This is a genomic window from Streptomyces celluloflavus, from assembly GCA_000720995.1.
Classification (GTDB): Bacteria; Actinomycetota; Actinomycetes; order Streptomycetales; family Streptomycetaceae; genus Streptomyces; species Streptomyces celluloflavus.
This window is the reverse complement of sequence record JOEL01000036.1, coordinates 15,144-38,688: the sequence shown is the minus strand read 5'-3', so window position 1 is coordinate 38,688 and position 23,545 is coordinate 15,144. Positions and strand designations below refer to the sequence as shown.

Below are 23,545 nucleotides of genomic sequence, written 5' to 3'. Positions count from 1 at the left end.
GCGCGCATCCGCAGCAGCCGGCCGGGACGGCGCCGCCATCGCGCCGTCCCGGGCACACCAGTCGCAGCGCGGGGCCGCCGTCCGGCGCTGCGGCCCTCGCCGAGCGGGCCGGGCCCGTCGAACATCGTCCGGGGACCGGCCTCGATCGCTCCTCGCCCGGACGCGGGACGCAGCCCTTCACGAGCCGGCTTCGCGCGCGGACATCCGTCCTGGCGATGGGGGCGGACGGACCGCATGCGAAGGCGCGGCAGCCGTCCTCCGGCGCGGAGCGGCCTTTCTCCACCACCTCGGCGCGCACGTCGCCGTCTCCGGCACCTCGGCAACCGGCAGGCGTGACGGGGTTCCAGGACGGCTCCGAGAGTTACAGCGTCCACCTCACGCGGACCGAGGACGCGGGCTCCTGCCCCGGCCGGCCCACCGGTCCGGCTCTGCCGGGCAGCCGTGCACCGGCCGACGAACTCGGCGGAACGGGCGACGGGCACCGCACCTCGTCCGCCCGCCACGGGAAAGCCCGAGGATCCTTCGGTGAGCTCCGCCAGGTTGTTGCGGCCCTCGTGACGGAGCATCCCGGCGGTCCGGCCGGCGAAGAATCCGGCGAACGGGCCGAGAACACGATCACGCTCGACAGCTGATGCCGCGGACAGCCGACCGCGCCATGGTCCGCGGGCGGTGCGCCGTCGCGGCGCCTGTCGTCAGGGCGCCTTGTCGTGCGGACCGGGCTCGGCCCCGGTGTCCGGTGGCGCGTCCGGGGACCGGGTGTCGTCCGACTCGGTGCCGGTGGGCCGAGAGCCGGTGGGCCGGGAGTCCCCGGGCCCGTCGGGGCCGGACTGCGGGGCGTCGGATGCCGGATCGCCGGGCCGGTCATCTCCGGCCCCCTTGTGCCGGGTCGCGTAGAGGTAGCACAGCGCGCCGAGGAACAGGGCGGCGGAGACCCAGTCGTTGAGCCGCAGGCCCAGGAAGTGGTTGGCGTGATCGATGCGCAGCGCCTCGATCCAGGCGCGCCCCACGGAGTAGGCGAGCACATAGCAGGCGAACAGGCGGCCGTGGCGCAGCCGGTAGCGCCGGTCGAGCCAGAGCAGCAGCGCCAGCACACCGAGGTTCCACAGCGACTCGTACAGGAACGTCGGGTGGTAGAAGGCGATATCGGGGCTGTCGGCCGGCCGGTGCGCCGGGTCGATCAGCAGCTTCCAGGGCAGGTCGGTGGGGCCGCCGTACAACTCCTGGTTGAAGTAGTTGCCCCACCGCCCGATCGCCTGCGCCAGGATGAGACCGGGGGCGGCGACGTCCGCGAACTGGGCCAGTGTGATGCCGCGCCGGCGGCAGCCCAGCCACGCCCCGACGGCGCCGAGGGCGACGGCGCCCGGGATGCCGAGCCCGCCGTCCCAGACGTACAGGGCGCGGATGGGCTCCTTCCCGGCGGCGAAGTACAGCTCCGGGTCGGTGATCACGTGGTACAGCCGACCGCCGAGCAGGCCGAACGGTACGGCCCACACCGCGATATCGGCGATGTCTTCGCGGTTGCCGCCCCGCGCGGCCCAGCGCCGTCCGGTCAGCCACACCGCGACGAAGATGCCGGCGATGATGCACAGCGCATACGCGCGGATCGGCAACGGACCGAGATACCAGACCCCTTGGGAGGGGCTCGGCAGATACGCCAACGTCATAGGGCTTTCGCTCTCGCCGTACGTCCCGGACACCGCCGGGCGGACGTGCCCGACACTACATCGGGCTCCGAAACCCTCCGGAGCCGGACGGACGCCGCCGGTCTTCCGGGCCCGCCCGCGTACCGCTGCCGGTGACGCAGGAGATGGACCGCCACTCCCGTCCGTACGGCCGGATGGCCGCTCGCGGCGACTCGGTCGGCCCCGCGGTCCCTCCGGCGCACACCTGCCGGAGGGACCGCGAGCCCCGTTCGTAGCGGACCGGGGCAGCCGTGACGCGGGTCAGGAGACCAGCTTCTCCAGATCGGCCGCGGCCTGGCCGATGTCCGGCAGGGCGAGCGTGGCGAGCCGTGCCTGGCGCGTCCGGGCCGCGACGGCACGGTCGTCGAGAAGGTCCTGACAGGCGGCGGCGAGCGCTTCGGGCCGGGTGTCGGTGAGGTGCCGGCCGAGGCCGAGGGCCTGTACCCGCTCCGCGTTGAGCGGCTGGTCGCCGAAGTTCGGCAGGACCGCCATGGGCGTACCGGTGCGCACCGCCTCCCGGATGCTGTTGTAGCCGCCGTGGGTGACGAACAGGTCGGCGCACTCCAGCAGGAGCGGCTGCGCCAGCCGGTCCGTCAGATGGACGTTCGGGCCCGGCCGGACGTCGTGCAGCGGTATGTCCGCGGTCGCCACCACGGCGGTGCAGTTCAGCTCCGACAGTCCGGCGATGATCGACCGAAGCACCTCGGAGGGATCGGTCATCCCCTGCGGGAGCGGGGTGCCTTCGGCCAGCATGGCGCGGACCATCGGCAGGGCGGTACCGACCGCGGCGAAGACCAGCGGCCGGTCCGTGGGGAGGCGCGTCACCCAGTCCGGCAGCCCGGCGGTGCGGTCCACGACGGTGGTCTGCCGGTAGGCCAGGACGGTGGCCGGGAAACGGGCGAAGGAGTACTCGGCAGGCAGGTAGTCGAACCGGCCGTACGGGTACAGCGACGCGGGGTCGTCCTGCACGGGCAGCCCGAGCTGTTCGCGCAGCCGGTTCAGGCCCGGCAACAGGGCCGCCGGATCGATTATGTTGACCAGGCCGGAGGGGATGGGCAGATGCGGGATGCCGAGCTGCTCCGCCAGCAGCACGGCGCCCAGGTCCATGCCGTCGCGGATGATGACGTCGGGACGCGCCTCGCGGGACAGCGTCAGCAGCGCCTGGTGCCCTTCGGTGGCCTGGGCGCCCGTGAGCCGTTCCAGCATCATCCGGAGATGCGGATTCGTTTCGGGATCGGCGCCGAGAGCCGGGGAATCGGGGGAGCCGGCGGGGACCGGCGGGCCGGCCGCGTCGGACGGTGCCGCCGCGGTGGACGGCGGTGCGAGCTGCAACTGCGGCAGGCACTCGGACACGGTGACCTGGTCGGCGGCGAAGACCGGCGCCACGTCCGATGTCGACGCCACCGTGACCTCATGACCGGCCGCGGCCAGCGCGCGGGCCAGTGGCAGCAGGGCCCGGCCGTGTGAGGGCGAGCCGGTCGCGGTGCACAGAACACGCATGGGTACCTCTTCCGTGGGCGGTGGCTGTGCGTGCCGGAAGGCGGACGCACGCCGGGCGGCGCTGTCGTACGGGTGTCCCCGGCGCGGCGCCGTGGTGCGGGCCCCTTCGCGAACGGGCCGCCTCGCGGCGCGGCCCCGGCTCCGTGAGAACCCGGTTGCCGCGCCGTGCCCCGCGTCCGCACGGAGGGATTCCGCACGGAGACTCTCTCACCGGCGGGCCGGACCCGAACGGTGGTGTCGAGGTCATGTCTCTCCACCGGGCCGCACGGGACAACAGCTCATGACGTGATCACCGTAAGTAGGGCACAAAGAGCACGTCAAAGCTGTTTGACGGCGCCCGGTGACATTGAGCCATCACAGGTGAGCGCCCGATTCGCGGGACTCGGGGCGGGCATCCGGCCGGTGCCTGCGGGACCTGTGACGCGGCGCGTCCCGGACGGTTCCCCCGTATGACGCATCAGGTGCGACGCCTGATGCGTGAGGGAGGCGGGAGGAGGTCAGATCACATCCCACGCCACCGCGTCGTACGCCGCCTGCACCCTCGCCATCAGCTCCGCGTCGACCGCGTACGCCACGTCATCGATCCGGCGCACCGGCGCGAACCCCTGCGAGTTGGTGAGGAACGCCGCGTCGTACGAGGGGAGATCGGCGAGCGTCACGCGGCGGCGTACCGACGGCAGCCGCGGCTCCAGCAGCGCCATCGTCATACCGAGCAGCGAAGGGGCGTCCGGCCAGACCACCGAAGTGCCGTCCCAGAAGGCGATGTTGGTGATCGCGCCCTCCGTCACCACTCCCTGCGCATCCGTCAGCAGGGCCTCGTCGAAGCCGGCCCGGAGCGCGGACGTCAGATGGTGGCTCTGCCCGAACGCGCCCAGATGCTTGATGTGCGCCATCTCCCGGACGTACGGCACGGACGTCACACTCTTCGGATGCACCGCCATCGTCTGCGGCGGCCGCACGGTGACCATGAGCGTCGCCCGCTCGTCGCCGTCGGGCCAGTAGACATAGACCCGGACCGAGGCGTCGCGGGCCTCGGCCGCCTCCAGCGCGTGCCGGATCTCCGCCCGTACGCGCCCGCCGTCGAGGTCCGCGCCGAACAGCTCCCGGGTCGCCGCGCCCAGCCGGCCGAGGTGGCGGTCCAGGCCGCGCACCCGGCGGTCCCTGACCTGCATGGCGGTGAAGTGCCCGTAGCTGGTCAGCGCGGGCACCCGCAGCGTGTCCGCCGACGCGGGCGCACCATTGATCTCGATGTACGTCATGCGCCCCACAGTAGGCCGGGAACAGCGGGGGACAAGGGGCCGGCCCGAGGCCCGGGTACCGCCAACTCGCAGGCCGGGCCGGAGCGGAGGTGAGGATTCCTGCGCCCCGTGCCAGGTCTCCCGGCAGGTCTGCCGACGCGCCGATACGGGAGCCTCTCCGCCGGGAGATCGAGGCTGCTTCACGGGGTGCCGGTCGCCGGGCGCGTCAGCGGGATGACGGCTCCGGCAGGTCGCGGACGGCCCGCTCCAGAGCCCTGATGACCAGCCGGGTGTCCTCCTCGGTGGTACGCCAGTTGCTGAACGCGGCCCGCAGTGCGGGCACACCGGCGTAGACCGTGGGCGTCAGGAAGACCTCGTCCGCCAGTTGGCCGGCGAGCGCGGCGAGCCGCTCGGCGGTGGGGGCGTCGGCCAGCGTGAAACAGACGACGCTCAGCCGGACCGGCGCCAGCAGCCGCAGCCCGTCGAGGGCCCCGACGGCCTCGCCCAGCGTGTGCGCGCAGGCCACGCAGCGCTCCACGATCTCGCGGTACCCCTCCCGTCCGTAGGCGCGCAGGGTGAACCAGGCCGCCAGTGCGCGCAGGCGCCGGGAGTTCTCCGGCGTCAGATGGACGGGGTCGGGGGTGTCGCCCAGTGGGCCGAGATAGGCGGCCGCGTTCTGGAAGACGCGGGCCTGCAGGTCGCGTCGGCGGGTGAACTGCACCGCGCTGTCGTACGGCACGTTCAGCCATTTGTGCAGGTCCACGCAGAGCGAGTCGGCCAGGTCGAGGCCGTCGACGAGATGGGCGTGTGCCGGGGAGAGCGCGGCGAAGGCACCGAACGCGGCGTCCACGTGCAGCCAGAAGCCGTAGCGGTCCCGGAGCGCCGCGATGGCCCGCAGATCGTCGAAGTCGACGGTGTTGACCGTACCGGCGTTGGCCACGACGACACAGGGGCCGTCCGCCTCGCGCAGGGCCCGTTCCAGGGCCGCGGGATCGACCGCCTCCCGGTCGGGCAGGGTGGGCACCGGTACCAGGGCGGTGCGGCCGAGGCCGAGTACCGACAGGCCCTTGACCACGCTCGAATGGGGACTCCCCGACAGCACCCGCACCGTACCCAGGGCGCCCACCCCGTCCTCGGCCGGCGAGACGCCGAGCTGTTCGCCGAGCCATTCGCGGGCGATCGCCAGCCCGACGGTGTTGGACATGGTGGCGCCGCTGACGAAGGTTCCCTGGTGGCCGGCGGAGAGACCGAAGAGGTCCCGCAGCCAGCCGATCGCCTCCTCCTCCACCTGCTGCCCTGCGGCGTCCAGCGACGAGGTGGGGTTCTGGTCCACGGCCGCGGTCAGCCAGTCGCCGGCGAGCGCCGCGGGCGTCACACCGCCGGTGACGAAACCCAGGTAGCGCGGCCCCGCACCGGCCGAGAGGCCCGGCTCCCAGCGCGTGGCGAAATCCTGCAAAGCGGCCTGGAGACCGGCACCGGAGGCGGGTAGCGGTACGGGTTCCGGCGCCCGTACGGCCTGGACGACGGGGCGCTCCGCCAGCCCGTCGAGGAAGGCGGTGGCCTGCCGCCGGGTGACGTCCAAAAGGTCCGGCAGCCGGGCGAGATCTGCTGCGAGTCGGGGGTGCACTGGGGGCTCCGTTCGTCGGTTCGCCACGACGCTAGCCCGGCGCACGACGGCCGTCCTGGTCCAATCGTGGGAAACTGGACCAGTGCGGATGAGCGACGACCGGCTGGCGGGAGCCCTCGGCGAATGGCGCAGACCCGGCGTCCCGCTGAGCGAGGCGCTGGCGGGCGCGGTGCGGGAAGCGGTACTCGACGGGCGGCTGCGGACCGGCAGCAGCCTGCCCGCGGAACGCCGCCTGGCCACCGCCCTCGGCATCAGCCGCGGCACGGTGACCGCCGCACTGGCCCGGCTGCGCGACGGCGGATGGGTGCGCACCCACCACGGCAGCGCGAGCACGGTCCGGCTGCCGGCCGAGGCGGCCGAGCGGATCGCGCCGATCTCGGCGACGGGGGAGATCCACTCCATCGACCTGCGCCGCGCCGTCCCGGCCGCGCCGCAGGCGGCCTATCTGGCGGCGACCCGGCGCGCCATGGAACGGGTGGCACCCCTGCTGGCCCAGGACGGGGAACCAGGAGCGGGCCTGCCCGAGTTCCGCGCCCTGATCGCCGAGCGGTACACCCGCGAGGGCCTGCCCACCCGGCCCGAGCAGATCCTGGTCACCTCCGGGACCCGGGCCGCGCTCGCGCTGCTCTGCGCCCAGCTGCGCCCACGGGCCGCGGCCGTCGAGATCCCCACGTTCTTCGACGCGCTCAACGTGCTGCGCGGCGGCGGGGCGCGGCTGGCCGGCTGCCGGGTCACCACCGACGGCTGGGACCTGGACCAGCTCGACGACGCGCTGCGCACCGCGCACGGCGGACTCGCCTACCTGGTGCCCGACTTCCAGAACCCGACCGGTGCGCTGATGACCGCGCGGACCCGCCGGACGGTCGCCGCACTGGCCGCCCGCCACGGGGTCGTGCTCGTGGTGGACGAGACCATGCGGGACCTCGACCTGCGCGACAACCCCGGTCCCGAGCCGCGCATCCGGGACGCGGTCCTGATCGGCTCGGCCAGCAAAGCGGTCTGGGGCGGTCTGCGCGTCGGCTGGATCCGCGGCCCCGCCCGGCTCATCGGCGAACTGGCCGGCAATCCGCTGTGCGCGCCGCTGTCCGCGGCACCGATGCAGCAGATGGTCGCCATCGAGCTGCTGGGCGATCCGGATCCCGTGCTGGACCGGCGCCGCGCCGAACTCCGGCGGCAACGGGACCGGCTGAGCGGGCTGCTCGCCGGGGACGACCGCTGGCACTTCGCGGTCCCGCCCGGCGGGCTCTCCCTGTGGCTGCGACTGACCGGCACCCGGGCCGACACGGTCGTCGAACGCGCCCGTACCCACCGGCTCGATCTCTCCGCGGGCCCGCGATTCGCCGCCGACGGCACGCTCACCCACCACCTGCGCGTGCCGTACACCCCGCCGTCCGCCGCGCTCGACCACATCGCGGCCGCGCTCGACAAGGCGTGCCGGGACTGAACGGGCCGCGCTGGCCGGCCTACACCGGCGCGGCGTCGCGTAACTCGGAGTACGCCCCCGCCCGGCAGCCTCGTACGGGGCTCCGCGACCAGCTCACCGCAGCCGACCGCGGTCCAGTTACAAGAACGGCACCGGCCCGCCGCGGGAAAATACGGTGCCGTCCGTGCCGCAGAAGGTGAGGATCGCGGTATGCCCTCCTTCCTGGAAACCGAACGGCTGGTACTGCGACCGTTCACCGAGGCCGATGTGGACCACCTGACGGACCTCGACAGCGACCCCGAGGTCATGCGCTTCCTCAACGGCGGCCGGCCGACGCCTCGCGGAACGGTACGGGCCCGCGTCCTGCCGCGGCTCCTCCACCACCACCCGAGCATCGGGACCCGCGGCTTCTGGGCCGCCGAGGAGAAGTCCACCGAACGGTTCCTGGGCTGGTTCGAGTTCCGGCCGCTGGACGACACCGGCCCCGTGGTGGTGGAACTGGGCTACCGACTGCGCCGGACCGGCTGGGGCAGCGGGTACGCCACCGAAGGATCCCGCGCCCTGATCCGCAAGGGCTTCACCGACCTGGGCGTCCAACGGGTGGTCGCGAACACGATGGCGGTCAACACCCGCTCGCGGCGCGTGATGGAGAAGGCCGGCCTGACCCACGTCCGCACCTACTTCGGAGACTGGCCGGACGCCATCGAGGGCTCCGAGCACGGCGAGGTCGAGTACGCCCTGACCCGGGCCGACTGGGAACTGCGGCGGATGGACGGCACCGACTGAACCGTCGACGCCGGTGCCGTGCCCGCCGGTTCGCCGGCCCGGGGCCCGTCGGTACGGCGGGTAGGAGGCCGGGCCCCCGCAGGCTAGCTAGGCACCCCCGCCAACCCGCGCAGCGCCTGGGTGGTGAACTCGTCGAGCGGATAGAACAACTCGATCGCCAGCTCCGACAGCGTCACATCGGCCGGGGCCCCGAACGTCGCCATGGTGCTGAACATCGACAGCTCGCCCTGCGGGGTGCGGACCCTCAGCGGTACCTGCACCGGACTCGGCCGCGGCGGCGGGGCGCCCGCCCCGGCCGGCTCCTCGTCCGCGTGGACCGGGTACCGGCACACCTCCTCGTACAGCGCGCGCAGCCGCTCGTCCCCGGTGGCGTCGGCCTGCCGCCGGAGCCGTTCGAGGAAGAGGGCCCGGACCTCGCCCAGGTTGGCCAGCCGCGGGGCCAGCCCCTGGGGGTGCAGGGGCAGCCGGAACACGTTCGGCCGCGGTTCCAGCAGATGCGGCGGTATGCCGTCCATCAGGACGGACAGCGCCCGGTTGGCGGCCAGTACGTTCCAGCAGCGGTCGACCACGACGGCGGGGTACGGCTCGTGCGCCGTCAGCATCACGTCGAGCGCGGCACGGACCGACGCCATGTCCGCGTCGTCCAGACCGCTCTCCCGGTACGCGGGCGCGTAGTCGGCGGCCAGCAGCAAGGTGTTGCGCTCCCGCAGGGGGACGTCCAGGGCGGCGGACAGGCGCAGCACCATCGTCCGGCTCGGCCGCGCGCGGCCGGTCTCCACGCAGGACAGATGCCGCGCGGAGGTATCCGCCAGGAGGGCGAGTTCGAGTTGGCTGAGCCTGCGGCGGCGCCGCCACTCCCGTAGCAGGGCACCCACCCGGGAGGCTGCTTCACATCCATACGGCGGAGGGTATCCGGCCGCGGATCAAGGCGGCCATGACCTCGGAGGTCATTGAGCCCCTGCCCCTCGCGATGTCACTGTCTCCCCTGATCACGGCCGGACCACGGTCGGATCGTGGCCGGGCCGGGGCCGGATCGCACCCCGGCCCACGGACCGAGGAGACCTGTATGAGCACCCCCGTCATGACCGCCCCCCGCCCGGCGGCCGGCCGCGCGGCACCGGACCTGCTGCGCAGCAGCCTGCGCGTCGACGGCTGGAGCTCCGCCGTCTTCGGCCTCGTCATGCTCGTCGGCAACACCTGGCTCAGCGGCCCGCTCGGCCTGCCGACCACCTGGTCCGTCCCGTTCGGGATCGCCCTGCTCGGCGGGGCCGCCGCGCTCGCCCTCATCGCCGGCTATCCGCGGATCCCGGCGCACCTCGCCGTGACCGTCGTGGCGGGCAACACGCTGTCCTGCGCGGCACTGCTCCTGCTCGCGTTCACCGACGTGCTGCCGCTCACCGGGCTCGGGCGTGCCTTCCTGGTCTCCGGCGCGCTCGTGGTCGCGGTCTTCACCGAGTGCGAGTTCGTCGGCCTGCGCCGCGCCAGGAACGCCGGTGACTGACCGCCCGGCGGGGCCGCGGGGGCTGTCGGCCCGTTAGGCGCCGGTGTTCGCTCCTCAGGTCAGGAGCGGCGGCGCGTCGGCGCGGCGCGGGGGGACGTGCCGGCCGCCGTCCGCGCGCGCTCGGGGCGTGGCCGGCGGTTGACGAGGGCGACGCCCGCGATGCCGATGAGGCCACCCAGGAGTTCCACGGGCCGCGGCCGCTCACCGAGCCAGACACCGGCGACGGCGAGAGCGACGACGGGGACGAGATAGAGGGCGGCGGTGGCCGCGGTGACGGTGAGACGGGCGACGGCATGGCCCCAGACCACGAATCCGGCGGCGGAGGGGAGCACACCGAGGTAGACCGCGGCGAGTGTGGCGTCCGCAGGGGCGCTCAGCGCGGTGCGGACGGCGTCGGGGGCGAGGGGGAGAAGGAGAACGGTGCCGGCCCACATCGCGTAGCAGGCGACTTCGAGACCGGTGTACCGGCGCAGCAGCGGTTTGATGGCGAAGTGGTAGCCGGCCTGGGCGACGGCGGCGGCGAGGACCGCCCACGCGGCGACCGTGTAACGGGTGTCGCCACCGGCCACGGCGATGAGCGCGGCGCCGCCCAGGGCCACGGCCGAACCGGCGACCACGGCGAGCGTGAGCCGTTCGCCCAGGAACGCGGCGGCGAGCAGTGCGCTGATGGCGGGTACAACGGCCACGATCAGACTGGCGGTACCCGCCGGCACATGGATTTCGCCCCAGTTCAGCAGCAGTTGGTAGGCGCTCATACCGCTCGCGCCGACGAGGACGATACGGGGCAGGTCCCGTCCGCGGGGGCGCCGCACCTTCAGCAGCGGAGCGACCACCGCGAGCGCGAGCGAGGCGACGGCGAGGCGGACGAAGGACAGTCCGCCCGCCCCGTAGCCGTCCAGGGCGACGCGGATCGCGGGGAACGCGGAGGCCCACAGCAGCACGGTGGCGGCCAGGGCGAGCGAGGTTCTGTCGAGCTTCACGGAACCGACTGTCCCGCCTACTATGGATTAGGTCCAGTTACTCTTTCTTGCGCTAATCGGTAGGTGAGCTTCTTGTTGGAGGTGCGGAGACTGCGGCTGCTGGCCGAGTTCGCCACGCGGGGGACGGTGGCCGCCACGGCGGAAGCCCTGCATCTGACGGGACCGGCCGTCTCCCAGCAGCTGGCCGCGCTGGAGAAGGAGTCCGGCGTGCCGCTGCTGGAGAAACGCGGCCGGACCCTGCATCTCACGAGTGCCGGACAGCTCCTCGTGGACCACGCCCGCGTCCTGCTGGACAACCTCGCCGCGGCCGAATCCGATCTCGCCGCCCTGCGCCGGGGCGAGCGCGGCACGGTCCGTATCGCCGCGTTCCCGTCCGCGGCCCGCACCCTGATCCCCCTCCTGTGGCCCGATCCGTACGCCGCCGGCCACCAGGCGCCGACGCTCCATCTCGTCGAGCACGAACCGGAGGCCGCCGAAGCCGCCCTCCTCCGGCACCGGGTCGACATCGCCGTCACCCACTCCTACAGCCTGCTGCCGCGCCCCCTGCCGCCGGGCTGCGAGAGCCGCCCGCTCTTCGACGAACCCGTCTTCCTCGTTCTGCACCCGGCCGACGCCGCAGCGCACCGACTGGCCCCGGGAGAGCAGGCCGAGCTGGCGCGGTTCGCCGACGCCTGCTGGCTCCTGCCGAGCCCGGACACCGCCTGCCACGACATGACGCAGCGGGTCTGCGGCGCCGCGGGATTCGTCCCCCGGACCGTCGTCTCGGCCGGTGACTTCGCCGTCCTGGCGGCGCTGGCCGCCCGGCGTGCGGGCGTCGCCCTCATCCCCCGTCTCGCCCTCCCGGCCCCCACCCCCGAGCTGTGCTTCCACCCCCTGAGCACCCCCGTCCGGCGCAGCGTGCACGCCCTGTACCGCACCGGAACCGGCCGTCACCCCGACACCCGCCATGTCCTTGACCGGCTCGAATCGGCCGCGCGGACCTCAACGGCACCCGAGCACACCGGGCTCCCGCAGCCACCGCGACCCCCGGCCTCGCGCCCCGGCGGCTGACGCGGGCGGCGACGGCGATACGGCCGCCGGGTGCGTTCCACGGCCTCGCCGCCGCGGAGTGACGTCGAAAGGAACGAGTCGAACAGAGCAACGTCAAAAAAAGTGGACGCGGCGCACCCGGCCTTACTAACCTGCCGACATGTCCAGCCCTGAGGCATCAAGACGCTAGCCACCGGTCGTTCGGTGGCCTCCTCGTGACGTCGCGTTGACGCTCCGCCGCCCTAGCGGCCGCGAGCCGAGTCAGCCGCGACCACTGCCGTCGAATCACCGTAGTACGGGCTGTTCTCGTCCTGTCCGCGCGTCATCTCCCTGACGCCGGCGGGTTCTTGTGCGCGACGCTCGCGCATGCCCGGCCGGACGGTGGTCATCTCCGACGCCGCCCCGGGCACTGCCGCGGCCGACCGCTCCTCGCCGGTCCCTTCGGACCGAAGAATTTCGACCCATGACGTGGTTGCGGAGTGTGCTGTGCCATTTGCCATCTACCTCCTCGGGCTGGCGGTTTTCGCCCAGGGGACGTCCGAGTTCATGCTGTCCGGCCTCATACCGGACATCGCGAGAGACATGCATGTGTCCATCCCGGCCGCGGGATCGCTGACCACGGCGTTCGCGGCAGGGATGATCGTCGGCGCGCCGTTGCTGGCCATCCTGAGCCTGCGCTGGCCGCGACGGCGCGCGCTCCTGGTCTTCCTGACCGCCTTCCTGCTGGTGCACGTCCTCGGCGCGCTCACCACCAGCTTCGGGGTGCTGCTGGCCACCCGGGTGGTCGGCGCGGTGGCCAACGCCGGGTTCCTGGCCGTGGGGCTGGCGACCGCGACCGGTATGGCCGGGCCGGACGCCAAGGGCCGTGCCACTTCGGTCCTGCTCGGCGGCACCACCCTGGCCTGCATCGTCGGCGTCCCGGCCGGTGCGCTGCTCGGTCAGCAGTGGGGATGGCGCGCGGCATTCTGGGCGGTGGCCGTCGTGTCGGTGCCTGCCCTTCTCGCGATCCTGCGGTCGGTACCGGCCACCGCTCCCGACCCCGCCAGGACGAGCGCCCGCCGGGAGCTGCGCGCCCTGCGCAGCCCGCGGCTCCTGGTGACGCTGCTCCTGGGCGCCCTGGTGAACGGCGCGACGTTCTGCACTTTCACCTACCTCGCGCCGCTGGTCACCCACGTCACCGGATTCGGACCCGGCTGGGTGCCCGCCGTACTGGCCCTCTTCGGACTGGGGTCGTTCGCCGGTGTCACCGCCGGTGGCCGTCTGGCCGACGTACGGCCCCGACAACTGCTGGTGACCGGTGGGGCGTGGCTGCTCGTGGGCTGGGTGGCCTTCGCGGTGACGGCCGGGAACCCGGTGGCGACGACCGTGCTCGTCTTCGTCCAGGGCACCCTCTCGTTCGCCGTCGGGTCCACCCTGATCGCGCAGGCGCTCTACGCGGCGCCCGGAGCGCCGACCCTGGCCGGCGGATTCGCCACGGCCGCGCTCAACGTGGGTGCCGCCATCGGCCCCTCGTTCGGCGGCATCGCCATCGGCGCGGGGCTCGGCTACCGCGCACCCCTGTGGGTCAGCGCGCTGCTGGTGGCCCTCGCCCTGGCCACCGCCGGCGCGGCCCGCGGAGTCCGGCACCGCATGGCACACCACCCCGAGGAGGCGCCCGCGGCAGCACCGGCTGCTCCGTAGCCGGCGGTGCGCCCCGTGCCGTGACGGGGCCACCGGGTACTCCGGCGCGACTTCGGGATCCGCCTGGTGGATGTGCGTTATGGGTTGAGGCTTCGGCGGGCGGATGCCACCGGGCAACAGCCCGGCGCCGCCGCTCTCGTCAACCGCTTGCGAACACAACCAGCACATGGATCACGAAGCAGCACATGGATCACGAAGTCGTGCCGGAGTACTGGCCATGGCTGAGGTATCCGTCCCAGGCGTGCTGCGGAGCGGTCACGGGGGTGCCCCAGGTGACAGGGGGCTGCTGTTCCCAGGAGACGTGCTGGTGGTGCGGAGACTGCGGCGCCGGCTGGTGCCAGTGCAGGTAGGTGGTCTCGTCCGCCGGTGGCGGCGGGCCCTCGACCATGCGCCGGTGCCGGCCGGTGTGGTCGGGCGCCGGGGTCGGGGTGAGGCGGCCTTCGGCGGCGAGCTGCTGTGCGCGGGCGGCCAGGAAATCGGGGTCGAGGCCGAGTTCGGCGGCGAGCGTGGTGAGATCGGCGCCGGTGTGCCAGGCGCCGGTCAGCACCGCGTCCACCGCCGGTGAGCTCTCCGGCTCGCCGGCCTGCCCCGCGACATGCGGTGTCGGGCCGGGCTGGGCGGGGGCCTCGTTCGGGTACGCAGTGCTGTCGGGCTCCGGTGTGCCGTCCTGCGGTGCGGGCTGCCGGTCGAGGCGGGAGCGCTCCCACAGGGCCTCGGCGACCCGGTGGGCATCGTCCTTGCCCACCGTACGGCGAGCCACCCGCACCTCGCGCTCGTTCAGCCCCAGGAGTCCGGCCACCGCTCCATCGCTGCCCACCGTCACCGCGAAGGCGGCCAGGGTGCGCGCACGGCCCGCCTGTGCCTCGTCCAAGGCGCTCTGTACGCGGCGCACCTCGTCATCGCTGCTGCAAAACGCTCGCGCCATCACCTCATGGCGCTCCCACAACTCCCTCGGCTCCATGCCTGCGACAACGCCCGGACCCGGCGGATTTGCACCGCCTGCCGAAGTTGAATCACCACAAGAGGTGATATTGGGTCTAGATACTCTTCTCTCGCCGTGTGTCGTCTTTGGCGGGGCAGGCGTATATGCAGTGCCCCCGAGGACGCCGGACCGGGCGGCGGGTCCGGCGGCATACCGGGCCGTGAGCGCGCCGACGGAAACCCCGCTGCCGGACTCCGGGCGGCGCATCGCCACCGCCCGCCGCCGTACGAGGCCCGCGGGCCGGCGGAACCGCCGCTCGCGAGACCCGGGAACGGTCGAGCGCCCCCGCCTCCGGCGCCGTGCTCGCCCACCCGCACCGGGGCCGTCTCGCGACCGAACGGGAAATCCGATCCGGGAAATCATTGAGTAATCGTTTAGTAGGTATGTGTTCGCGTGCGGGTACCGGGACCCCATTTGGGGTACAGGCAATTCCTTTGGGTACACCGGCTCGTTCTGAAAAGCAGAGGGTTCGTTGCGTCTACTTTCGAAGGTGTGATCGCTGGTGGCCGTAAGCTGGGCGAAGGGAATCGCTATTGCTGAGCCCGCACCAAGACTGGCTCAGTTGGCGCGTTATCTGGCGCCGCATTGGAAGGGGCTGCTCTATCTGGAAAGCGAGAACGGAGTCGGGGTCGTTGCCACGGTCACCTTTTTCACGCTGATCGCCGGGGCCGTCTTCGGCGCGGGCGGCGCGGGTTTCGCGTTGCTGGCCGTGGAAGTGACGGGCTGCCACTGGCTGGTCCGATTCTGGCTGGGCTTCGACGCCGTCCTCGGCCTGTGCCTGACGGCGTCGTACTGGCTGGTGGGACGGTACGGGCTGCGGTTCTACGACGTCGATCCGAGCACCAACCCGCTCTGGCGCCTGGTCACCATCGGAAATTCCTCCTGGCGATGTCTGCCGCGCGCGCATCGGGAGACACAGAAGCCGCGGCTGCGCGCGCTCAACACGGCCGCCCGTATTCTTCTGACGGACCCCGAGGACGACCGCACCCGGGATGCGCTGGCCGCACATGCGGAGATGCTGCGAAGCCTTTCCACCACCGTCCTCGCGGACAGTACCGTCCTCGCGAACAGCCGCCCCGAATTGCCGCACGGTGCCGTTGTCGTACGCCCCCTCCCGGTCGATCCGCACTCCGGAATGCGCAGAGGATCCGCGCTGACCGATGGGTGCGGAACACTTTCCCTCGCGGTGCCGCTACAGCACAACAGCGCCCCCACCGAGGCCGGTTGAGAAGATACGGCACCGCGCTCCGACGGGGTACGGCCCGGTGGGAGACGGGATTGCCGCCATCAGGGGGAGACGCAGTGACGTATGACCGGTCGTTCGATCGCTCGTAGTGCTGTGCTCCGCATGACGAGCGGCAGGCCGCGTCGGGGGTGTGCGGGAAAGGAGTCGGCGCCGTGGGTGTCCCACGGCGCCGACTGCTGTTTGCCCGCAGGCTTGGCGGGCCCGGTCCGGTCAGGGGTGCCTCGGCGGGGCCGTACGGGTATCAGGTGAGCAGCCGCAGCAGATGCGCGCAGGCCGCTGATTCGCTCGGGTGGCGGGCGATGACCTGATACGTACCTCGTTCGTACGCTCCGGTCTCCCACGCCCCGTCCGGGCCCTTCCGCAGGAACAGGAAGTCGGGGGGAGTGGGGACCGGTTCGTGGACGCCCGCGATGCGGTAGTAGCCATCGGCCACCCCTGCCGCGCGGAGTGCGGCCCGCAGTGCGTGGCGGTCCATGGCGGTGCTACGCGGCGGTCTGGAGATAGCCGTGCTCCAGCAGCCACTTCACGTTCAGCCGCTCACCCTGGCCCGGGTCCAGAAACACCGGGTCGAGCTTGATCTGCTGTCCCTTGCCGGGCTGCTCGAACCAGGGGGCGATACCGCCCTGCCACACCTGGAACGGCTTGGTGACCTTGTAGACGTGATAGTCGCAAGGCACCGCCGCGTCCCGCGTGTTGAGATTCTGCGGGGGCAGTGCGCGCTTGGCGTACGGGTCGCCGGCCGGCGCCAGATACCCGCCGTACTCGGAGCCGAAGCGGTCCAGCCGCTCACCGGTACGCAGCTTCGTGGGCTTCTTGTCGACCTTGCCGTTGACCTCGCCGAATCCGTCGTTGGGCGGGTACTTCCAGCTGCCCGTGCCGGCCGGCCCCTCCCAGTACTTCTTGAGGAAGGCGTCCGGCGACAGCTTCCCGGTCCGCTGATAGCCCTTCAGCAGCGGGCCGACCGGCTTCTGCTGTTTGTTCGGCAGCCACTCCGGTCCGAGCCGTGCGTCGTCGTGGAACTTCCCGGTGCAGGGCTCGTGCGGCGACGGTGCGGCCGCCGGTCGCTGCTCGTGTTGCGGAGCGGCGTTGGCGGCCGGGGCCGCTGCCAGCCCGGCGGCGAGGCCAAGGGCGGCGAGTACGGTGCGAATGCGGTTCACGCGGGAATTCCCTTACGCGCTGATGATCACGGACAGTTGGCGCAGGGTAACCACCCCGTCGCGGAGCCGGCCAATGCCGCGTCTGATTCCGGACACCGGTACCGCGGGGCTGCTCCGTGGAGGGGCGACGCCGGCATCCGGAGTGAGCGCCCGCCGAGTGCGAGTGCTCTCCTGCGGGCGGTGTTGTCGCGGGGCGGCGGCGGGCGTGTGGTCGGCGCGACTCACGCCACCGCGAGTCCGGCTGCCGACCGCGATCGACGTGCTGTCGGCGCCGGGACCGGCCGCGCCCCCTGGTCCGGCCCCGCACTCCGCGTCGGCGCACCCGCGTATAGAGGAGCTTGCTCTTGTCCTTCTATCTGCCGCTGCCGTCCGGTGCTCCGCGAGACTCCGGGGCGGTCCCTGGTGCCTCACCAAAGTCACCTCACAGCTCGTGCGACGAGGCGTTCCGCGACCGTTCCCCACACACCTCAGGCAAGCGGCATGGCTGTGGTGTGACGATTGCGCGGAGTGACCCGGTACAGGTCCCCGGGCGGGCCCGGCGCCGGCCGGTCAGGCGGGCGCCGTCAGTGGTGCGCGAGCGGGTGGGTGCGCGGATGCGTCCTGGTGGGATCTGTGGGTTGAATGGACTGACGGGAGATTCGTCGCGCGCCCCGGTCCGCCGGGACCAGATGGGGAGCTCGCCATGTCGTTGCAGAACAAGGCCGCTCTGGTGACCGGCTCCTCCAAGGGCCTGGGCAAGGCGGTAGCGCTGCGGTTCGCCTCGCGCGGCGCGGACGTCGCCATCAACTACTCCCGGGACAAAACGGCGGCCGACGAGACCCTGGACCGGGCCACGGCCTGCGGCGTGCGGGCCATCTGCGTCCAGGCGGACGTGTCGGACGTCGCCGGGATCGAGGCGCTCTTCCAGACCACCCTCGAAGCCTTCGGCACGATAGACATCGTGGTGGCCAACGCCGGTATCGAGAAGGTCAACATCCCGGTCGTCGACATCACCGAGGACGACTACGACCTGCTGTTCCGGGTCAACACCAAAGGGCCGTTCTTCGTGCTCCGGGCCGCCGCGCGGCACATCGCCGACGGCGGACGGATCATCAACATGGCCTCCAGCTCCACCGTGCGACCGCAGCAGGGCCTCGGCCTGTACGGGACCAGTAAGACCGCGCCGAAATACCTGGTGAGGGTCCTCGCCCAGGAGCTCGGACACCGCAAGGTCACGGTGAACTCGCTGCTCCCCGGCCCCATCGACGGCTCCGGGATCTTCACCGGCGTCAGCGATGCCGACCCCTACAAGAAGGCGCTGCTGGACACCGTGCCGATCGGCCGCCTCGCCACCGCGGAGGATGTCGCGGATGTCGCCGAGTTCCTTGCCGGCGATCAGTCGTTCTTCATCACGGGCGAGGAGATCCTGATGAACGGCGGCTCCAGCAACTGACGCCATGCCCTGGCGAGGCACCGAGTCCGGACGCGAGGAGAGACGGTCATGAGCGCAGCGACGATGCGGGCGGTACAGGTGGTCGAGGCCGGCCGGCCCTTCGTGGTCACCGAACTCCCCGTCCCCGAACCGGGACCGGGTCAGGTCCGGGTGCGGGTACGCGCCTGCGGGGTGTGCGGCGGCGAGAACATCGCCCGCCTCGGCCTGCTCGGCGTACGGCTGCCGCGGGTGCCCGGCCATGAGGTCGCCGGGGAGGTCGACGCCGTCGGCCCCGGTGTGACCGCCTGGCAGCCGGGCGACCGGGCCGGTATCGGCTGGCACGGCGGCAGCTGCTTCGTCTGCGACCACTGCCGCCAGGGCGACTTCACCAACTGTGCGGACGGCAAGATCGTCGGAGTCTCCTACGACGGCGGATATGCCGAGTACGCGGTGGCACCGCAGGACGCGCTCGCGCGGATCCCCGACACGGTCCCGTTCGAGGAAGCGGGACCGCTGATGTGCGCGGGCATCACCACCTTCAACTCGCTGCGCAACTCCGGCGCCCGGCCCGGCGAGACCGTCGCCGTCCACGGCATCGGCGGCCTCGGCCACCTGGCCGTGCAGTTCGCCGCCAGGATGGGCTTCCGCACGGTGGCCGTCAACCGCGGCCGCGGCAAGGAGGATGTCTCCCGGCAACTGGGCGCGGACGAGTACGTCGACAGCGACGAGGGCAGCGCCGGCGAGGCACTGACCAAGCTCGGCGGTGCGAGCGCGGTCGTCTCCACCGTCGGTCACAGTCCCTCCCAGGCCGACCTCGTCCAGGGGCTGCGGCCCAACGGCCGCCTCATAGTGATCGCCACCGGACAGCAGCCGCTCGAAATATCGCCCGAACTGCTCGTCTTCGGCCGCCGCTCGGTCACCGGCTGGTACAGCGGCCACGCCAAGGACAGCGAGGAGGCCATGGCCTTCGCCGCGCTCAAGGGCGTCCGGCCGCTGGTGGAGACCCATCCGCTCGCCGACGCCGAGAACACCTTCCAGAACATGGGCAAGGCCCGGTACCGCGCCGTCCTCGTCCCCTGACAGGGCGGGTCACCACCGCCGTACACCGGCCACTGCACAGCCACAAGACGGGAACTTCATGAATCCGACCGCGCTCCACTGGATCAACGGCGAATGGGTGGACTCGCAGGAGCACGCCGACAGCGTGAACCCGGCCACCGGAGAGACGATCGGCCGGTACGCCGACGGGGGCGAGAACGAGGCGGCCGCAGCGATCTCGGCGGCCGGAGCCGCCTTCGAGGAGACCTCATGGCGGGACGACCGCCTGCTGCGCGCCCGAGTGCTGAACGAGATGGCCCATGTCTTCGCGGCCCACACCGAGGAACTCGTCGAGGCACTGGCCCTGGAGAACGGCAAGCTCAAACCGCATGCGCGGTTCGAGGTGGAGATGGTGCCGCCCAAACTGCGCTTCTACGCCGCACTGGCCCGCACCGACCACGGCCGCGCCATGGAGGTGCGGCCCGGGACCTTCTCCATGGTGCTGCGCCAGGCGCGCGGTGTCGCCGGGATCATCGTGCCCTGGAACTCGCCGGTGGTCCTGCTGATCCGATCACTCGCCCCGGCGCTGGCCGCCGGCACCACCACCGTCGTCAAGATGCCCGGCCGGACCGCCCAGACCAACTCCCTGATCTACCGGCTCTTCTCCCAGGTCACGGCCCTGCCACGGGGCGTCATCAACGCCTTCACCGAACTCCACGGGAACGGCGCCCGCCACCTGGTCGCCTCGGCCGACGTCCCGTGCATCAGCTACACCGGCAGCACCGAGGTCGGCCGCGCCATCTCCGCCACCGGCGCCCAGCACCTGAAGCGCTTCGGCCTCGAACTGGGCGGCAAGACACCGATGATCGTGTTCGACGACGCGGATCTCGATGCCGTGGTGCCCGCGCTGGTGACCGCCCTCACCGTCTTCAACGGGCAGTTCTGTATGACCGGCAGCCGCCTGCTGGTCCACGAACCGATCGCCGACGCCCTGCGGCAACGGCTGGTACCGCGCCTGGAACAGCTGCGCGTGGGACCGGCCAGCGACCCGGACAGCGAACTCGGCCCCGTCATCGACAAGTCCAGCGCCGAGCGGATCGACAACGTGGTGAGAACGGCGATCGCCGCCGGAGCCAAGCCGCTGGTACGCGGCGGCCCGATTCTCGACGGCCCGCTCGCCAAAGGCGCGTTCTACCGGGCGAGCCTGCTCGAAGTGGACGACAACTCCCTGGAAATCATCCAGGAGGAGACGTTCGGCCCCGTGCTCACCCTCCAGACCTTCGGCAGCGAGGCCGAGGCGGTGCGCCTGGCCAACGACAACCAGTACGGACTCGCCGCCAGTATCTGGTCCCGCGACATCGACCGCCCCCTGCGGGTGGCCCGCGCACTGGACGCCGGCACGATCTGGATCAACGACTGGGCGAAGGTCTACGACGAGTTCGAGGAAGGCGGCTTCAAACAGTCCGGCCTGGGCCGGATGAACGGTCTGGCGGCGATGGAGGACTTCCTCGAACACAAACACATCACCCTCACCGCGGGGATGATCCCCACCGGGCCCGCCGTACGGGACCCGCGAGGCCGGTGACGGTTCGCGGGATGGCGCCGGCCCACTACCGGGCCGGCGCCCGGCGGACGAGCCTCGTACCTGGTATCCCGTACCCCATCACCCCGCACCCCTTCAGCCCTCGTACCTGGCCATGTCGACGAGGCGCCGTCCGAACGTGAACAGAAATCGGCAGTCACGCTCTCGGAACGTGCAACGTGGCGGCATTTGCGCGACTGATTCGTGCAGAAGATGCTGCGTAGCGGGGTCCGCGGTGGACTCCGGCAGACACGTGGTTCATGTGATGGCCTGTAGAGCGCCTCCCCGACGAAACGGTACGGCCGTGGTTGCATCGCGGCGGAGGTGATCTTGCATGACCGGATACAGACAACGGGACAAGGGAATGCGGGCGAGCACATCTCGGCGCGCGGTGCTGACCACCGCCGCCTTGGTGCCGGTACTGGCCGGTGCGGGGGCGGCGGACGCGCGCGCCGCGGGCACCCGCGCCGGGCGTCGCCAGGAGCTGATCGAGTCCGTGCCCACCACCGAGGAGGACTGGCGGGGCGTCTCCGAGGTGATGGGAGTCCGGGGCAGGCTGGCGGGCGGCATGGTCTACCGGGTGGACCTGCCCCGCCGTGACCTGCGAGTGGTGTGCCAAGGGATCCCGCTCAACGAGACCATGGGGGTCGGCTCGTTCTTCTCCTTCGTCCAGTACGCCGACGGCTGTACGACGGTGATGGGCGACGTGGGGGTCGTGGAGCGGGAGCTCCAGCATGTGATCGACGCCCTGAACGCGCACGGAATCGGGCAGGCCGCGGTACACAAGCATCTGCTCGACACCGAGCCCGCGGTCTGGTTCCTGCACGTCCACGGGGTCAGCGACGATCCGCGGACGCTGGCCCGGGGGCTGCGCGCGGCGCTGTCCAGGACCGGTACGCCGACCGGGACGTGGCGCCCCGTGCCGGTCGACATCGACCTGGACACCGACGGCATCGACGCGGCGCTCTGCGCCGAGGGCGCCGCGGAGGGGGACATCTACAAGATCGTCTTCGCCCGTCGCGAGACCATCACCGACCACGGCCGGGTGCTGCCCCCGATGACGGGGGCGACCACGGCGCTCTCCTTCCAGCCGGTCGGCGGGGGACAGGCGGCGATCAACGGCGACTTCGTGATGACCGCCGACGAGGTCCAGCCCGTGGTGAAGGCGCTCCGCTGCGGCGGGATCGACATCGTCTCGCTCCACAACCACATGCTGATGGACGAGCCCAGGCTGTTCTACCTCCACTTCTGGGCCGTCGACGACGCCGTGAAACTGGCCAGGACGCTACGGAACGCGGTGGACGCCACCAACATGGCACCGGCGTCGGGGGTGGCGGGCTAGGGAGGGTGCCGCTCCGGCCTGGGCAGCGCTCCCCGACCGCTGACGACAAGGCTGGGTCGCCCGGACGGCTCGCAGGTGGATGCGGGTACGCCGCGGGCGTCCGCGTGGAGGGTAGGCCGCACCGGATCGGAGCCCTCGCACATGCGGTGGTACGCCCGGGGTCGGGCGGGACGGGGCCGGTCGGGGCGGGTGGCCGACGAGGAACGTCGTGCCGGCAGGGGCCCGGCCAGGTGGCTGCCGACATCCTCGGGGGCGTACGGCTCGGTTCGACCCGAGGCGGATCGGCGTGTGCATCCACCGCTACCTAGTGCCGCGCCATGTCGCCCGTTCCCCATCACCTAGACTTGAAGAGTTCTTCAATTCGCCAGTTGTCGTGATGGTCAATGGGGCCGAGCGCGGAGGTCTGGGGTGGGCGGCTACGCCGAGGCGGTGCGGGAGCGGGTGCGCTTGGCGCGGGTCGCTGTGGCGGAGGCGCGCGAGGCTGCAGATCCGTACGCGCCGGCCGTGGCGGAGGACGATCTGGATGACGCGCTCCGGCTGGCATCGAGCGTGGATGTCGACCCGGACGGCGGGCCGGGGAACGCGAGCCCGGTGTGAGCGGGGCGCAGGTTCCGCTGTATGAGGCGAAGGCGGAATTCTTCCGGATGCTGCGGCACCCGGTGCGTATCCGTGTCCTGGAGCTGTTGCAGGACGGTCCGATGCCGGTACGGAGCTTGCCGGCCGCGATCGGGATCGAGCCGTCCAGCCTCTCCCAGCAACTGGCGGTGCTGCGCCGGGCGGGGATCGTGACCGCGGCCCGGGGTGGGTCGACCGTGGTGTACGAGCTGGCGTGCGGGTACGTCGCGGAGTTGCTGCGAGCGGCCCGGCGAGTCTTGGCGGAGCTGCCGGCGGGGCAGGAAGCCCTGCTGATTCAGCTGCGGCAGCCCGGCGCGGGTGTGCGGGCGGACGCACCGGTAGGGGAGCGGACCGGGCGGACGGCGGCCCGGTGCCTGGCCGGACCCCGGCCCCCGACGTTGCGGAAAGCCAGCGCCCTACGAGAAGGAGAGCAGCCATGACCGACGACACCACCGACGAGCCCGCCGCCCCGCCCCGTTTCGGGGGAGGTATGAGCGAGGCCAAGAAGGAGCGGGGCGCGTCCTGGCGGGTGTTCATCTACATCGCGGGCAGCCATCTCCTGCTGGGGTTCCTGGCTCTCCTGTTCTACCTGGGCAGTCACGCGGGCAAGTAGGACGGCCGGTCCGGAGCGTGGGGGAGCGCGGATCCCGTACGCGCCAGCCGAAGCCCGCGAGCGCGTCCGGAAAGCTGGCCGGGACATCGGCCCGGACCCAGGCGGTCAGGTGA

The 23,545-nt window shown here is 72.1% G+C and carries 22 protein-coding genes and 1 pseudogene; 14 read left to right on the top strand and 9 right to left on the bottom strand.

Annotation, left to right across the window (positions count from 1 at the left end):
* The first annotated feature begins 332 nt into the window (after positions 1-332).
* Entirely contained in the window at positions 333-632 is a 300-nt protein-coding gene (locus IH09_RS26355; RefSeq protein WP_052859974.1) for a hypothetical protein, read from the top strand.
* A 60-nt stretch (positions 633-692) separates the two neighbouring features.
* On the opposite strand, the gene lgt is transcribed toward IH09_RS26355, so the two are convergent.
* From lgt to IH09_RS26335, 4 genes are all read right to left on the bottom strand, one after another.
* On the bottom strand, positions 693-1,664 hold the full coding sequence (gene lgt / locus IH09_RS26350; RefSeq protein ID WP_110952595.1) for a prolipoprotein diacylglyceryl transferase: 972 nt from the start codon (positions 1,662-1,664) through the stop codon (positions 693-695).
* A 279-nt stretch (positions 1,665-1,943) separates the two neighbouring features.
* Positions 1,944-3,182 carry a glycosyltransferase gene (locus IH09_RS26345; RefSeq protein ID WP_052859973.1) on the bottom strand — a complete coding sequence of 413 codons (1,239 nt, stop codon included), beginning with the start codon at positions 3,180-3,182 and terminating at the stop codon, positions 1,944-1,946.
* Between the two features lie 497 nt (positions 3,183-3,679).
* On the bottom strand, positions 3,680-4,441 hold the full coding sequence (locus tag IH09_RS26340; protein WP_052859972.1) for an aminotransferase class IV: 762 nt from the start codon (positions 4,439-4,441) through the stop codon (positions 3,680-3,682).
* Between the two features lie 205 nt (positions 4,442-4,646).
* The gene (locus tag IH09_RS26335) at positions 4,647-6,047 is read right to left on the bottom strand and encodes a pyridoxal phosphate-dependent decarboxylase family protein (RefSeq protein ID WP_052859971.1); all 1,401 of its coding nucleotides are present in this window, start codon (positions 6,045-6,047) and stop codon (positions 4,647-4,649) included.
* Between the two features lie 88 nt (positions 6,048-6,135).
* Between IH09_RS26335 and IH09_RS26330 the strand changes: the two genes are divergently transcribed.
* Entirely contained in the window at positions 6,136-7,491 is a 1,356-nt protein-coding gene (locus IH09_RS26330; protein ID WP_052859970.1) for an aminotransferase-like domain-containing protein, read from the top strand.
* A gap of 189 nt (positions 7,492-7,680) precedes the next feature.
* Positions 7,681-8,256 carry a GNAT family N-acetyltransferase gene (locus IH09_RS26325; protein WP_052859969.1) on the top strand — a complete coding sequence of 192 codons (576 nt, stop codon included), beginning with the start codon at positions 7,681-7,683 and terminating at the stop codon, positions 8,254-8,256.
* An 83-nt stretch (positions 8,257-8,339) separates the two neighbouring features.
* On the opposite strand, the gene IH09_RS26320 is transcribed toward IH09_RS26325, so the two are convergent.
* Entirely contained in the window at positions 8,340-9,131 is a 792-nt protein-coding gene (locus IH09_RS26320; RefSeq protein ID WP_052859968.1) for an MmyB family transcriptional regulator, read from the bottom strand.
* 191 nt (positions 9,132-9,322) lie between these two features.
* Here IH09_RS26320 and IH09_RS26315 point away from each other — a divergent pair, with 191 nt between their 5' ends.
* Positions 9,323-9,757 (top strand): hypothetical protein, encoded by a 435-nt coding sequence (locus IH09_RS26315; RefSeq protein ID WP_052859967.1) that lies wholly within the window; start codon positions 9,323-9,325, stop codon positions 9,755-9,757.
* Between the two features lie 59 nt (positions 9,758-9,816).
* Here the strand turns inward: IH09_RS26315 and IH09_RS26310 are convergent, their stop codons facing one another.
* Entirely contained in the window at positions 9,817-10,737 is a 921-nt protein-coding gene (locus IH09_RS26310) for an EamA family transporter (RefSeq protein ID WP_052859966.1), read from the bottom strand.
* 63 nt (positions 10,738-10,800) lie between these two features.
* Between IH09_RS26310 and IH09_RS26305 the strand changes: the two genes are divergently transcribed.
* Together IH09_RS26305 and IH09_RS26300 are read left to right on the top strand one after the other, a co-directional pair.
* Entirely contained in the window at positions 10,801-11,787 is a 987-nt protein-coding gene (locus IH09_RS26305; RefSeq protein WP_318279548.1) for a LysR family transcriptional regulator, read from the top strand.
* A 465-nt stretch (positions 11,788-12,252) separates the two neighbouring features.
* A complete protein-coding gene (locus tag IH09_RS26300; RefSeq protein ID WP_052859964.1) occupies positions 12,253-13,446 on the top strand; it encodes a Cmx/CmrA family chloramphenicol efflux MFS transporter in 1,194 nt (397 codons plus the stop codon).
* Positions 13,447-13,636: 190 nt separating this feature from the next.
* Here IH09_RS26300 and IH09_RS26295 read toward each other — a convergent pair whose 3' ends face one another.
* Positions 13,637-14,407, bottom strand: a complete 771-nt coding sequence (locus tag IH09_RS26295; RefSeq protein WP_190233415.1) for a hypothetical protein — start codon at positions 14,405-14,407, stop codon at positions 13,637-13,639.
* Between the two features lie 583 nt (positions 14,408-14,990).
* On the opposite strand from IH09_RS26295, the gene IH09_RS26290 reads away from it, so the two are divergent.
* The gene (locus IH09_RS26290) at positions 14,991-15,656 is read left to right on the top strand and encodes a hypothetical protein (protein WP_052859962.1); all 666 of its coding nucleotides are present in this window, start codon (positions 14,991-14,993) and stop codon (positions 15,654-15,656) included.
* Positions 15,657-15,915: 259 nt separating this feature from the next.
* On the opposite strand, the gene IH09_RS26285 is transcribed toward IH09_RS26290, so the two are convergent.
* Both IH09_RS26285 and IH09_RS26280 read right to left on the bottom strand, forming a co-directional pair.
* Positions 15,916-16,149 carry a hypothetical protein gene (locus IH09_RS26285; protein ID WP_052859961.1) on the bottom strand — a complete coding sequence of 78 codons (234 nt, stop codon included), beginning with the start codon at positions 16,147-16,149 and terminating at the stop codon, positions 15,916-15,918.
* A 7-nt stretch (positions 16,150-16,156) separates the two neighbouring features.
* Complete coding sequence (locus IH09_RS26280) at positions 16,157-16,831, bottom strand: TNT domain-containing protein (RefSeq protein ID WP_052859960.1); 675 nt, start codon at positions 16,829-16,831, stop codon at positions 16,157-16,159.
* 682 nt (positions 16,832-17,513) lie between these two features.
* Here IH09_RS26280 and IH09_RS26275 point away from each other — a divergent pair.
* The 7 genes and pseudogenes from IH09_RS26275 (at position 17,514) to IH09_RS39330 (ending at position 23,432) form a co-directional block, all read left to right on the top strand.
* The gene (locus IH09_RS26275; protein WP_052859959.1) at positions 17,514-18,263 is read left to right on the top strand and encodes an SDR family NAD(P)-dependent oxidoreductase; all 750 of its coding nucleotides are present in this window, start codon (positions 17,514-17,516) and stop codon (positions 18,261-18,263) included.
* Positions 18,264-18,311: 48 nt separating this feature from the next.
* The gene (locus IH09_RS26270) at positions 18,312-19,322 is read left to right on the top strand and encodes an alcohol dehydrogenase catalytic domain-containing protein (protein WP_052859958.1); all 1,011 of its coding nucleotides are present in this window, start codon (positions 18,312-18,314) and stop codon (positions 19,320-19,322) included.
* A 58-nt stretch (positions 19,323-19,380) separates the two neighbouring features.
* Positions 19,381-20,865, top strand: coding sequence for an aldehyde dehydrogenase family protein (locus IH09_RS26265; RefSeq protein WP_052859957.1), 1,485 nt, complete (start codon positions 19,381-19,383; stop codon positions 20,863-20,865).
* Positions 20,866-21,196: 331 nt separating this feature from the next.
* A complete protein-coding gene (locus IH09_RS26260) occupies positions 21,197-22,204 on the top strand; it encodes a DUF1259 domain-containing protein (protein ID WP_052859956.1) in 1,008 nt (335 codons plus the stop codon).
* 408 nt (positions 22,205-22,612) lie between these two features.
* Positions 22,613-22,801 carry a hypothetical protein gene (locus IH09_RS26255; RefSeq protein ID WP_052859955.1) on the top strand — a complete coding sequence of 63 codons (189 nt, stop codon included), beginning with the start codon at positions 22,613-22,615 and terminating at the stop codon, positions 22,799-22,801.
* Positions 22,798-23,133, top strand: a pseudogene (locus tag IH09_RS26250) (ArsR/SmtB family transcription factor); the annotation flags it as partial. The gene IH09_RS26255 and the pseudogene IH09_RS26250, both read left to right, overlap by 4 nt.
* 122 nt (positions 23,134-23,255) lie before the next feature.
* The gene (locus IH09_RS39330) at positions 23,256-23,432 is read left to right on the top strand and encodes a DUF6126 family protein (protein WP_165484630.1); all 177 of its coding nucleotides are present in this window, start codon (positions 23,256-23,258) and stop codon (positions 23,430-23,432) included.
* The last annotated feature ends 113 nt before the right edge of the window (positions 23,433-23,545 follow it).

What these genes read in the sequence shown, in the direction of transcription:
- lgt (WP_110952595.1), bottom strand. Translation starts at nt 1,664, where the DNA reads ATGACGTTGGCGTATCTGCCGAGCCCCTCCCAAGGGGTCTGGTATCTC.
- IH09_RS26345 (WP_052859973.1), bottom strand. Translation starts at nt 3,182, where the DNA reads ATGCGTGTTCTGTGCACCGCGACCGGCTCGCCCTCACACGGCCGGGCC.
- IH09_RS26340 (WP_052859972.1), bottom strand. Translation starts at nt 4,441, where the DNA reads ATGACGTACATCGAGATCAATGGTGCGCCCGCGTCGGCGGACACGCTG.
- IH09_RS26330 (WP_052859970.1), top strand. Translation starts at nt 6,136, where the DNA reads ATGAGCGACGACCGGCTGGCGGGAGCCCTCGGCGAATGGCGCAGACCC.
- IH09_RS26325 (WP_052859969.1), top strand. Translation starts at nt 7,681, where the DNA reads ATGCCCTCCTTCCTGGAAACCGAACGGCTGGTACTGCGACCGTTCACC.
- IH09_RS26315 (WP_052859967.1), top strand. Translation starts at nt 9,323, where the DNA reads ATGAGCACCCCCGTCATGACCGCCCCCCGCCCGGCGGCCGGCCGCGCG.
- IH09_RS26295 (WP_190233415.1), bottom strand. Translation starts at nt 14,407, where the DNA reads ATGGAGCCGAGGGAGTTGTGGGAGCGCCATGAGGTGATGGCGCGAGCG.
- IH09_RS26285 (WP_052859961.1), bottom strand. Translation starts at nt 16,149, where the DNA reads ATGGACCGCCACGCACTGCGGGCCGCACTCCGCGCGGCAGGGGTGGCC.
- IH09_RS26275 (WP_052859959.1), top strand. Translation starts at nt 17,514, where the DNA reads ATGTCGTTGCAGAACAAGGCCGCTCTGGTGACCGGCTCCTCCAAGGGC.
- IH09_RS26270 (WP_052859958.1), top strand. Translation starts at nt 18,312, where the DNA reads ATGAGCGCAGCGACGATGCGGGCGGTACAGGTGGTCGAGGCCGGCCGG.
- IH09_RS26265 (WP_052859957.1), top strand. Translation starts at nt 19,381, where the DNA reads ATGAATCCGACCGCGCTCCACTGGATCAACGGCGAATGGGTGGACTCG.
- IH09_RS26260 (WP_052859956.1), top strand. Translation starts at nt 21,197, where the DNA reads ATGACCGGATACAGACAACGGGACAAGGGAATGCGGGCGAGCACATCT.
- IH09_RS39330 (WP_165484630.1), top strand. Translation starts at nt 23,256, where the DNA reads ATGACCGACGACACCACCGACGAGCCCGCCGCCCCGCCCCGTTTCGGG.